Raw genomic sequence first — 10,531 nt, 5'->3', positions numbered from 1 at the left:
ACGCCGGACGCCGACCCCCCCCGCACGGTCCGCCGGCTACCTCCCGCGCGGTTTGCGGCGCCGACCGCCCTTCCGACGCGACGGCGGCTCCTGCTCCCCGGCCTCCCTGCCGCGTTCGGCGGCGATCCCCTCTTCCTCCTCGCGGCGCTCCTCACGCACGCCGTAGGGATCGGCGGTCGAGCGCCGCACCCACACCACGGCCAGGAGGACGCCCAGGACCAGCACCGCGCCGATGCTGGCGAACCAGGCCCACAGGGGGACGCGCGGTCCCTGGTCCGCGCGGTCGGCCAGGTCCTCGAGCGGAACGCCCCCGGCGCTCTCGGCGGCCTGGGCCTGGGCCGAGGGCAGGTGGAGCGTGGGCAGCCCGTCCGGGCCCTCCTGGGATCCCTCCACGAGCGACTGACGGATCTGCTCGACGCTCAGTCGCGGGTACTCCGCGCGCAGCAGTGCCGCGGCCCCGGCCGCCATGGCGGCGGCGTAGGGGGTCCCGGTCACCTGGCCCTGTCCGCCGTCCGCGTCCGCGACGGCCAGGTCGGCGCCGGGGGCGGTGAGTTCGATGGTCTGCGTCGCGGGGCTGTCGGGGATCAGGGCGCCGTTCTCGTCGACCCCGGCGACGGAGAGGACGCTGGGGTCGTCGCCCCCCGCCGGACCCACGACCAGGACGCCGGACTCGGTCGCCTCCCGGGTCGCGGCGCGCAGGTCGTCATCGGGGGCGTCCACCGCGCTGATCTCCCCGGCGCCGTCGGCGCCGACCGTTCCGCCGGTGGTTCCGGTACCGGCCGCGCCGGTGGTCCCCGTGGGGCCGGCGGCCCCGTCCGTCGCTCCGGTGCCGACCGCCTCGGGCAGCAGGATGACGTGGGCGCCCTCGTCGGCCGCGTAGCGGACCGCGTCCGGGAGCGCGTCGTCGGTGGGCAGGACCAGCAGGCCGGCCTCCGGGGCCACACCGAGCACACCGCCCTCGGCGTCGCGTCCGTGCCCGTGGCTGGCGACCAGGGCCGCCAGCGCGGTGCCCTCGTCGAGGTCGCCCTCGTTGGCGCCGAACTCGGTGTCGACGCGGACGTTGTCCACGAGGTCGGGGTGTTCCTCCGGGACCGGGACTCCGGGCAGGGCGACGACGGCGCCCTGGCCCTGGGTGACCGCCCACTCCTCCTGGGCGCCGATCGACACCAGGCCCCACTGCTCGGGACGGAGGTCGGGGAGACCGTCGCCGTCGGCCGCCGCCGGGGCGGCCGTGAGACCGATCACGGTGGCGACCGCGCATCCCGCGGCTCCGAAGCGACGCTTGCGTGTCCTGTTACGGTTGTTGCCCCCGAGCACGACGGGCTCCCTCGAACGTTGCGGCCAGCGTTTCACGGCCCTCCCCCGGACCACCGCAATTCTGTCACGAGCACAGGATTCCGGCGTGTACAAGTGGCCGGACGGTGAGGAAACGCAACTGTATCCCCCGTGCCAGTCCTCACGTCCGCGCTCCTCATCCGGCATGTCGAGTCGCTAGCATGAGTCGCGCCGATCCGGACCATCCAATTTCCCGTCCAGGGGGTGTCCCATGCCGAATATCGGTCCAACCGAGGACGGTCAGTCGGCCCTCGCCGAACGCGAACAACGCATCCTCGCCTTCGAACGCCAGTGGTGGAAGTTCGAGGGCTCCAAGGAACAGGCGATCCGTGACGAGTTCGGGTTCTCCGCGACCCGCTACTACCAACTGCTCAACGGGCTGGTGGAGCGGCCCGAGGCACTCGCCTTCGACCCCATGACCGTCAAACGCCTGCGTCGGCTGCGTGCCGACAGACGGCGCCAACGCAACGCACGCCAACTCGGAATACGGCTCTGACCCCGCCCGAACGCACCGGTCGCCCCGGCCCACCCTCCGCCGCGGATGACCCCTCCTCGACCGAGTAGGAGCCCCGGGCGGGTCGCACGGGCCACCCCCTTGCGGCACCGCCCCCCGGAAGGGGACACCGCGCCGGAGGCGTCGATCGAGGGCGGACCGGTACCCTGACCGCCCGGACGGCTCCGACCGCCGCGACCCGAAAGGCACGCGCATGTCCCTGCCCCGACCGAGTACGGACGCCGGACGCGCCGCGCTCGACTCCCTCCTGGCCGGGCCCGCCAAGGCCCTGGCCGCCTTCGACTTCGACGGAACCCTGGCTCCCATCGTCGACGACCCGCGCACATCCGCGCCCTTCCCCGGTGTCGTGGACCGCCTCGCCGAACTGGCCGGACTCATCGGCTCCGTCGCCGTGGTCACCGGCCGCCCCGCCGCCACCGCCGTGCGCCTGGGTGGGCTCGACCGGGTTCCCGGCATCACCGTCCTCGGCCACTACGGGGCCGAGCGCTGGGCCGACGGGCGCGTTCTGGCCGCCGACCCTCCGCCCGGCGTGGACCTGGTCCGACGTGAGCTCCCCGGCCTGATCGACCGCGTCGGCGCGCCGGAGGGCACGTGGATCGAGGACAAGGGCCGTTCTCTGGCCGTGCACACCCGCCGCACCGCCGACCCCGACGGCGCGCTCGCCCTGTTGACCCCGTCCCTGAAGGCGCTGGCCGAGCGGGCCGAGCTACGGGTGGAGCCCGGGCGAATGGTGGTCGAGCTCCGTCCACAGGGTGTGGACAAGGGTGCGGCACTGACCGAGCTGGTGCGGACGTCGGACGCGCGCACGGTCCTCTACGCGGGCGACGACCTCGGCGACCTGCCCGCCTTCGACGCCGTGGCCGACCTGCGCGCGCACGGCGTCGCCGGGCTGACCGTGTGCTCCTCCTCCGAGGAGGTCACCGCCGTGGCCGAAGCCGCGGACCTCGTCGTTCCCGGCCCCGCCGGGCTGAGCGACCTCATCGCCGACCTCACGGCGTCGATCCGTGGGCCTGGGGCGTGAGCGCGGCCCGCGCCGCCGAACGCAACTCCCCCAGCCCCGTCCGCTCCCGGCCGTAGTGCACGGCGTTGGTGAGCACGCCGACGTAGCGGCCGCTGGCGGGGTGCATGAACAGGCTGGTCCCGGTGTACCCGTTGTGGTAGACGACCCCTTCCGGGGTGACCAGCCATCCCAGTCCCCGCCCGAGGCGGTGGCCCGCGTCCACGTGCGGCTGCCAGCTCTCCCGCGCGAACGGCGACGGGACCGGACCGCCGCAGCCCTCACCGATCCGGAGCAGCTCGCGGGCGAAGGCGCCCAGGTCGATGGCGGTGGTGAACACCCCGGCGTGCCCCGCCACGCCGCCCATGAGCGCCGCCGCCTCGTCGTGGACCACCCCCCACCCGGGAGCGGCGCCGGCCAGACGGCGCTCGGTCGGTGCCACGGAGGGAGAACGCGCCAGCGGGCCGAAGGTCGTGGAGCGCATCCCCAGTTCGTCCCACAGGTCGTCGGCCAGTCGGTCCAGGCGGGCCCCGTACCGGCGTTCCAGGAGCAGCCCGAGCAGGATGAAGCCGCGGTCGACGTACCGGTGGTGGCCGCGGTCCTCCAAGGGGTCGGCCAGGATCGCCTCGGCCAGGTCCTGGTCGGTGCCCACGTAGCGCTCCAGCCAGGTCACCGGGTTGAGTCCGCTCGTGTGGGTGAGGATCTCGCGGATGGTCACGCCGGCGCCCGGGAGGCCGTCGGCGGACAGGTATTCGGACATCGGGGCGTCCAGGTCGAGAACCCCCTCGCCGACGGCCCGGCCCACGAGCGGCCAGGTGGCCATGACCTTGGTCAGGCTCGCGACGTCGTAGAACACGTCCGGGGCGGTCTCCGCCTCCCCGTCCACTCTCCCGACCGCGACGAACTCCCACATCCCGCCGGTCCCGATGACCGCGGCGCCGCCGGGCATCCACCCGGCGTCCACCATCACCTTCAGGACTCCGCGGATCCGCCCCCCGGTCTCCGTGAGCCAGTCACCGTCACGCACGACACGCCTCCCCCGTGGTGGTCACCCTCTCGGCGGATACCCCGTTACTCACTCGTTGTCACACCCGCGCTGGTCACGCACGGTACGAAACCCTCATCGGCCACGCCCGTAATGCCTGCTGGTCAGAGCAGGAAGTAAGGTGTCGCCCATCGAGCTCGGAGGAGGACGATGAGCAGCCAGACCCCCGTACCCGCCGGATTCCGCGGCGTCGCGGGCAACATCGGGATCAAGGACCCCAAGGACGACTTCTTCGCCGTGGTGTCCGAGGTTCCCGCACACGTGTCGGCCGTGTTCACCAAGTCCCGGTTCGCCGGGTCGAGCGTGGTGATCAGCCGTCAGGCGGCGGCGGACGGCCGAGCGCGCGGTGTCACGGTCATCGCGCGCAACGCCAACGTGGCCACCATGACGGGCGAGGCCAACGCCCGCGAGGTGCGAGAGCGCGTGGCGCGCGCGGCGGGGGTGGAGCCCGAGGAGATCCTCATCGCCTCCACGGGAGTGATCGGCAAGCCGTACCCGATGGACAAGGTCCGGGCGCACCTGGACGCGCTGCCCGCCGAGTTCCCCCCGGCCGATCTGGACCGTGCGGCGGCGGCGATGATGACCACCGACACCCACCCCAAGACGGCCTCGGCCCGGGCGGGGTCGGCCACGGTGACCGGCATCGCCAAGGGCGTCGGCATGATCGAGCCCAACATGGCGACCATGCTGGCCTGGTTCTTCACCGACGCCGACCTCGACCAGCCGGTGCTGGACGCGGTGTTCCGCCGGGTCGTGGACCGCACGTTCAACGCCCTGAGCATCGACACGGACACCTCCACCAGCGACTCGGCGGCGATCTTCGCCAACGGGCTCGCCGGTCCGGTGGACACGGCGGAGTTCGAGGAGGCGCTGTACGGGGTGGCACTCGAGCTGGTGCGGATGATCGCCTCCGACGGCGAGGGCGCCAGCAAGCTGGTCGAGGTGCGGGTGACCGGTGCGCGCGACGACGCCCAGGCCAAGCGGATCGGCAAGACGGTCGTGAACTCGCCGCTGGTGAAGACGGCCGTGCACGGCGCGGACCCGAACTGGGGCCGGGTGGCGATGGCGATCGGCAAGTGCGAGGACGAGACCGACGTCGAGCCGGACCGCGTGCGGATCCTCTTCGGGGACGTGGAGACGTTCCCGGCCGAGGCCACCGACGAGGTCCTGGCCCGCGCCGCCGAGCACATGAAGGGCGACGAGGTGGTGATCTCCGTGGACCTGGGGATCGCCGACGGCGCCTTCACCGTGTACGGCTGCGACCTGACCGAGGGCTACATCCGGATCAACGCCGACTACACCACCTGATCCGACGACGAACGCGTGGGAGCCCTCCGTGGGGGGCTCCCAGAGGAGGGCGGCCGAACGTGCCGGACACCAGCGTGACCGACGACGAGGCCGTCTTCGCCGAGCACGCCGAACGCCACCGCCACGAGCTGCGCGTGCACTGCTACCGCATGACGGGCTCCTTCACCGAGGCCGAGGACATGGTGCAGGAGGCCCTGCTGCGGGCCTGGCGCAACCGCGCCAGCTTCGAGGGGCGCTCCACGTTCCGCGCCTGGCTGTACCGGATCGCGACCAACGTCTGCCTGGACGCCCTGGCCCGGCGCGGTCCGCGTCGGGATCCGAACGCCACGGCGCCCGGCGCCTCGCCGTTCACCGAGGTCACCTGGCTCCAGCCCTACCCGGACGAACTCCTGGACCGCGCCGCGCCGGAGGAGGAGGGGCCGGAGGCGCGGGCGGTCGCGCGCGAGACCGTCGAACTCGCCTTCCTCGCCACCCTCCAGCACCTGCCGCCGCGCCAGCGCGCCGTGCTCATCCTGCGTGACGTCGTCGGGTGGACCGCCGACCACACCGCGAGCGCGCTGGAGATGACCGTTCCCTCCGTCAAGAGCGCGCTCCAGCGGGCCCGGGCCACCCTGCGGGACGTCCTACCGCCGCGCCGGGCGGAGTGGGGTCCGGCCACGGCGCCCAGCGAGGAGGAACGCGCCGTCCTTCGCCGCTTCGTGGCGGCGTCCCAGAACGCCGATCTGGAGGGGTTGGCCGCCCTGCTGCGCGAGGACGCGCGCCAGACCATGCCGCCCGCGTCGCTGGTCTACGACGGCCGCGCGGCGATCCTCGACATGTGGCGTCCGGTCCTCACCGGTGACGAGGCATGGGGTTCGTGGATCTCGGTGCCGGTGGCCGCCAACCGCCGACCGGCCGCCGTCAACTACGTGCGTGCCCCGGGAGAGGACGCGTACACGGCGGTCAATCTGGACGTCCTGCGGATCGAGGACGGCCGCATCGCGGAGATCACCACGTTCGGCCCCGAGATCCTGCCCGCGTTCGGGCTGCCGTTGACCCGTGAGCCGTAGGACGTGTTCCGCGAGACACGCCCCGGTCCGGGGATTTCCCACGCGGGACCGATTCCTTTTCCGGAGCGCGGCGGTCATACGGGTGACAGGGCGGCGGCAGCGAACCGCCGCCGGGAACCCAGGAAAGGCGACCGCCATGACCGAGTACACGAGGACCGCGACCCCCGACCCCGCCCTGAGCGCCCTGGACCGCCTGGTGGGCACCTGGAAGGTCGGCGGAGGCGCGGAGGGGACCGTCACCTTCCGGTGGATGCCGGGGCGGCACTTCCTCGTCCAGGACGTCAGGCTGGTCCAGCACGGGCAGGAGATCACCGGCATGGAGGTCATCGGCCGGGAGAGGCCGTTCGGCGCCGAGGAGCCGAGCGCCGACATCCGGTCGCGGTTCTACGACGCCCAGGGCAACACCTTCGACTACGTCTACGAACTGGAGGGTGACACGCTCATCATCTGGGCGGGGGAGAAGGGATCGCCCGCGTTCTACGAGGGGACGTTCTCGCCGGACGGTGACACCGTGAGCGGTCCGTGGACCTACCCGGGCGGCGGCGGTTACGAGTCCTCCATGACCCGGATCGGCTGAGGCCGTTCCCGAGGGGAGGGGCGGTTGCCCCGGGGCGCGGATCCGCGTTGGCTGGGTCCCATGACCGAACCGCGCACCGACCGCCTCACCCTTCGTCCGTGGCGGGAGTCCGATCTCGACCCCTGGGCGGCGATGAACGCCGACCCCGCCGCGCCCGAGGGTCCCCTGCGGCCGAACGTGCTCTACCGCATCGCCCGCGACGCCCGGGGCTGACGGCGGTGGGCGGGACCGCGCCCCTGGACACGGGTGTGGCAGTCATACGGCGACCCCTCATGACGGGCGGGGGCGGAGACGGACGAAGGGCAGATGCCGCCCGACCGCGCGGTAGTCCTCCTGGGAACCGTCGACGGAGAAGCCCATGAAGCGCACGAGTCTGCGCGCCGCCTTGGGGTGGCGGGGCGCGTAGCGGGCCATGAAGTCGCCGCCCTCCTCCGTGCCGAGGGGGTGGGCGGTGACGGGGACGGTGCGCAGCCCGACCCGGATGCTGCTCTCGGGTGTGGCCAGGAGGTTCTGGTACCAGGCGGCCTTCGGGCCGAACCCGGAGCAGACCACGTAGCTGTCGTCCGTCCGGTCGTGTTCGACGACCTCGATGACGACCTGGCGCCGCTTGCCCGACACGCGGCCGGTGTGGTTCAGCAGGAGGAACCGGCCGCCGAAGAGCCAGCCCAGGCGCATGCGGTAGAGGTGGATGGGGGCCCGGAACAGCAGGCGGCGGATGCCGGTCGGCGGCGCTGGGCGCTGGGTGATCTCCATGGCGGTGCCTTTCAGGCGTGGGTGAGGACGCTGGTGGTGTCGCCGTAACCGCGGCGCAGCAGGCCGGTGAAGGCGTCGCGCAGGATGAGCCGGGTGACGGCGCTCTGGGCGACGAGGCCGACACCGGTCGCCGGGACGAGGGAACGGGCGAGGGCGCGGGCGCGCCGCTGGCGCTGCCGCACGACGGGGCGCAACCGCGCTTCGTACGTGTGGAAGGCGGCCCGGTGGTCGTCGTGCCGGTGCAGTGCCCGGGCCAGCAGGTAGCCGCCGGCCATGGCCATGGACGCGCCCTGCGCGGAGGTCAGGGTCATCGCTCCGCAGGCGTCGCCGACCAGGGCGATGCGGCCGGTGTGCCAGGACGGCATGGCGATCTGGGTGAGGCCGTCCATGAACAGGTCGTCTCGCGGTGCCTCGGCGAGCAGCCGGGGTGTGAGCCAGCCCGTGTCGGAGAAGGCGCCGCGCAGTGCGTCGCGCCGCTCGGTTCGCGGCGGGACGGACCGTTCGGCCGTGCGGTAGAGGAAGAGCGCGATCAGCTCGCCGGGCCCGCCGGTGGGGTACAGGACCGTCTGGCGGCCGGGCTCGTTGTAGTGGACGCGCCGGGGACCGAGCCCGTAGGTGTCCGGCACGGGATAGCAGGCCATCGCGTAGCCCAGGTGCCGCGCGAACCGTTCTTCCGGCCCGAAGGCGAGCTCACGGGTCGCCGAGTGCACCCCGTCCGCGCCGACGAGCAGGTCGAAGCTCTCGTGACCGCCGTCGGCGAAGGTGACGTCGACGCCGTCGGCCCGCTGCTCGGCGGCGGCGACGCGGTGTCCGTACCGGATCTCGACCCTGTCCCGCACGGCCCCGCCCAACGCCTCTTCCAGCGTGGTGTGCATCAGGGCGAGATACGGTCCGCGGATCACCTTCTCCAGCAGTCGCCGCTCGAGCCGGGCCGTGACCCGTCCCGTCCCGTCCACGTGGCAGATGCTCTCGGCCGGGAGCTGGCGCTCCGCGAGCCGATCGGCGATGCCCATGCGCGCGGCCACGTCGTAACCGGTGCCGAAGAAGTCGATGCCGTAACCGCCGAGCCGTCCGTGCGGCGCACGCTCGACCACGACGGGGGTATGGCCCCAGTGGTGCAGCCAGTAGGCGAGGGTGAGACCGGCGATCCCGCCGCCGGAGATCAAGACCCTCATGAGTCGGCCCCGATCAGCTCGCCCAGCGCCGCCAGCGCGGACTCGACGGACAGCTCCGCGTCCAGCAGGTGGTGCAGCACCATCCCGTCCAGCAACGCCGTCACCAGCGTCGCCGTCCCCGTCCTTCGCTCAGCGGACCAGTGGGGGTTCAGCGTCCCGAGCCAGTCGGCGATCTGGCCGCGCGCCTCCCGCAGCCCCGCCCGCAGCGCGTCGCCGAGCTCCGGCTGGCGTATCGCCCCCACGATGAGCTCCACCGACAGCCGCACGACCTTCTCGTCGCCCCCGACCCGGGGCACCACGCCCCGCATCGCGTCGAGCGCGGACCCCGCGTCCGGTGCGGCCAGCAGCGCCTCGACGACGGGCATCATCACCGCGTCGCCCGCCCGCCGCGCGATCTCCAGACGCAGGGCGGGCAGGCCGCCGAAGTGGTAGTGGATGAGCCCCTGGTTGGCGCCGCCGCGCTCGGCCACGGCGCGGGTGGTGACGGCAGGCCAGCCGCCCTCGGCGAGCAGGGCGAGCCCGGCTTCGACGAGTTCCTCGCGTCGGCGCCGCCCACGAGTGGAATTTGGTCGCTCGACTAAATTGGTCATGTGACCAATCAACCATGCCGCGCGACGGTCCCGCAAGTCACACCGCGCCGGGACGACGACGAGGGCCCACCGGTCGCCGACCTCGCGGTCGCGCACCCGGTGGGCCCGGAACGGATCTCCTACACGTGGACGGCCGGCGCGGCCTCCTCGGCCTCGCCCTCACCGGCCGGGTGGCCCGCGCGCATGAACAGCGACAGCACGGCCGACGCCAGCATGAGCGCCGCGGCGATCCCGAACGCCAGGTGCAGCCCGTCCAGGAAGGCCAGGTTGCTGGCCTCGGTGACCGCTCGCACGGTCTCGGCGGAGGCCCCCTCCGGCATGACGGACCCGCCCTGGGCGACGGCGCTCTGCATGTCCGTCAGCTCACCCGCGGCCGGTTCGGCCAGCCCGGCGGCGGCGAAGTGGCCGGGCAGGGTCGCCATGATGCTCAGCGACATCACCGCGCCCAGCGCCGCCGTGCCCAGCGAGCCGCCCAGCTGCATGGCCGCCTGCTGCACGGCCGAGGCCACCCCCGCGAAGCGCAGCGGCGCGTTGCCGAGGATCGCGGCCGTGGCGCCGGTCATGACCAGGCTCAGCCCCATGCCGACCAGGACGAACGCGACGGAGATGTAGGGGACCCCGGTCTCCCCGTCCAGGCGGGACAGCATGAACATCCCGAGCGCCGACATCAGCAGGCCGGCCGTCGTCGGAGCGCGGGCGCCCACCCGGTCCAGCACCCGGCCGGCGATCGGCGAGGTCAGGCCCATGGTCGCGGTCATCGGCAACAGCTGGAGCCCGGTCTCGGCCGGGGACATCCCGCGCACGCCCTGGAGGTAGAAGGTCACGAAGAACAGCCCGCCCATGAGGCTGACCGCCATGCACGCCGTGAGCACCGCGCCGATGGCGATCGACGGGTTCGCGAAGAGCCCCAGGGGGATGAGCGGGTCCCGGGGCCGCCGCTCCCAGAGCACGAAGGCCGCGCCCACGACGAGGGCGACGGCGAGCGATCCCAGGGTGACCGGGGCGGTCCACCCGGCGGTCGGCGCCTCCACCAGAGCCCAGACCAGCGCGAACATCGCCACGCTGAGCAGCGCGATGCCCGGGAGGTCCATGCGGGCGCCCGGGTCGGTGGCCTGGTTCGGGCCGAGCAGCCACAGCGCCAGGACGACGGTCACCACGCCGACCGGGAGGTTGATGAAGAACACCGCC

At 73.2% G+C, this 10,531-nt stretch carries 12 protein-coding genes; 6 read left to right on the top strand and 6 right to left on the bottom strand.

Annotation, left to right across the window (positions count from 1 at the left end; genetic code table 11):
* Positions 1-36: 36 nt before the first annotated feature.
* Positions 37-1,317, bottom strand: coding sequence for a S8 family serine peptidase (locus tag D471_RS0114665; RefSeq protein WP_026127738.1), 1,281 nt, complete (start codon positions 1,315-1,317; stop codon positions 37-39).
* A gap of 229 nt (positions 1,318-1,546) precedes the next feature.
* Here D471_RS0114665 and D471_RS0114660 point away from each other — a divergent pair, with 229 nt between their 5' ends.
* The gene (locus D471_RS0114660; protein WP_017599306.1) at positions 1,547-1,831 is read left to right on the top strand and encodes a DUF3263 domain-containing protein; all 285 of its coding nucleotides are present in this window, start codon (positions 1,547-1,549) and stop codon (positions 1,829-1,831) included.
* A gap of 211 nt (positions 1,832-2,042) precedes the next feature.
* Positions 2,043-2,870 carry a trehalose-phosphatase gene (gene otsB / locus D471_RS0114655; RefSeq protein ID WP_017599305.1) on the top strand — a complete coding sequence of 276 codons (828 nt, stop codon included), beginning with the start codon at positions 2,043-2,045 and terminating at the stop codon, positions 2,868-2,870.
* Here otsB and D471_RS0114650 read toward each other — a convergent pair.
* Positions 2,839-3,873 carry a serine hydrolase domain-containing protein gene (locus D471_RS0114650; protein WP_017599304.1) on the bottom strand — a complete coding sequence of 345 codons (1,035 nt, stop codon included), beginning with the start codon at positions 3,871-3,873 and terminating at the stop codon, positions 2,839-2,841. The two genes, otsB and D471_RS0114650, sit on opposite strands and share 32 nt — an antisense overlap.
* A gap of 168 nt (positions 3,874-4,041) precedes the next feature.
* Here D471_RS0114650 and argJ point away from each other — a divergent pair, with 168 nt between their 5' ends.
* The 4 genes from argJ (at position 4,042) to D471_RS41805 (ending at position 7,038) form a co-directional block, all read left to right on the top strand.
* Complete coding sequence (gene argJ, locus D471_RS0114645; protein WP_017599303.1) at positions 4,042-5,199, top strand: bifunctional glutamate N-acetyltransferase/amino-acid acetyltransferase ArgJ; 1,158 nt, start codon at positions 4,042-4,044, stop codon at positions 5,197-5,199.
* Positions 5,200-5,258: 59 nt separating this feature from the next.
* A complete protein-coding gene (locus D471_RS0114640; protein ID WP_017599302.1) occupies positions 5,259-6,248 on the top strand; it encodes an RNA polymerase subunit sigma-70 in 990 nt (329 codons plus the stop codon).
* A 136-nt stretch (positions 6,249-6,384) separates the two neighbouring features.
* Positions 6,385-6,825 carry a hypothetical protein gene (locus D471_RS0114635; RefSeq protein WP_017599301.1) on the top strand — a complete coding sequence of 147 codons (441 nt, stop codon included), beginning with the start codon at positions 6,385-6,387 and terminating at the stop codon, positions 6,823-6,825.
* Between the two features lie 60 nt (positions 6,826-6,885).
* A complete protein-coding gene (locus D471_RS41805; protein WP_017599300.1) occupies positions 6,886-7,038 on the top strand; it encodes a hypothetical protein in 153 nt (50 codons plus the stop codon).
* 57 nt (positions 7,039-7,095) lie between these two features.
* Here the strand turns inward: D471_RS41805 and D471_RS0114625 are convergent, their stop codons facing one another.
* From D471_RS0114625 to D471_RS34505, 4 genes are all read right to left on the bottom strand, one after another.
* A complete protein-coding gene (locus D471_RS0114625; RefSeq protein ID WP_017599299.1) occupies positions 7,096-7,578 on the bottom strand; it encodes a nitroreductase family deazaflavin-dependent oxidoreductase in 483 nt (160 codons plus the stop codon).
* A gap of 11 nt (positions 7,579-7,589) precedes the next feature.
* A complete protein-coding gene (locus D471_RS0114620) occupies positions 7,590-8,753 on the bottom strand; it encodes an FAD-dependent monooxygenase (protein WP_026127737.1) in 1,164 nt (387 codons plus the stop codon).
* The gene (locus D471_RS34510; protein WP_040689730.1) at positions 8,750-9,343 is read right to left on the bottom strand and encodes a TetR/AcrR family transcriptional regulator; all 594 of its coding nucleotides are present in this window, start codon (positions 9,341-9,343) and stop codon (positions 8,750-8,752) included. The genes D471_RS0114620 and D471_RS34510 overlap by 4 nt, the downstream gene beginning before the upstream one ends.
* A gap of 119 nt (positions 9,344-9,462) precedes the next feature.
* A partial coding sequence (locus D471_RS34505) for an MFS transporter (protein WP_017599296.1) occupies positions 9,463-10,531 on the bottom strand: 1,069 nt, incomplete at its 5' end.

Source organism: Nocardiopsis lucentensis DSM 44048, assembly GCF_000341125.1.
Taxonomy (GTDB): Bacteria; Actinomycetota; Actinomycetes; order Streptosporangiales; family Streptosporangiaceae; genus Nocardiopsis; species Nocardiopsis lucentensis.
This window is presented reverse-complemented; position numbering and strand designations above follow the sequence as displayed.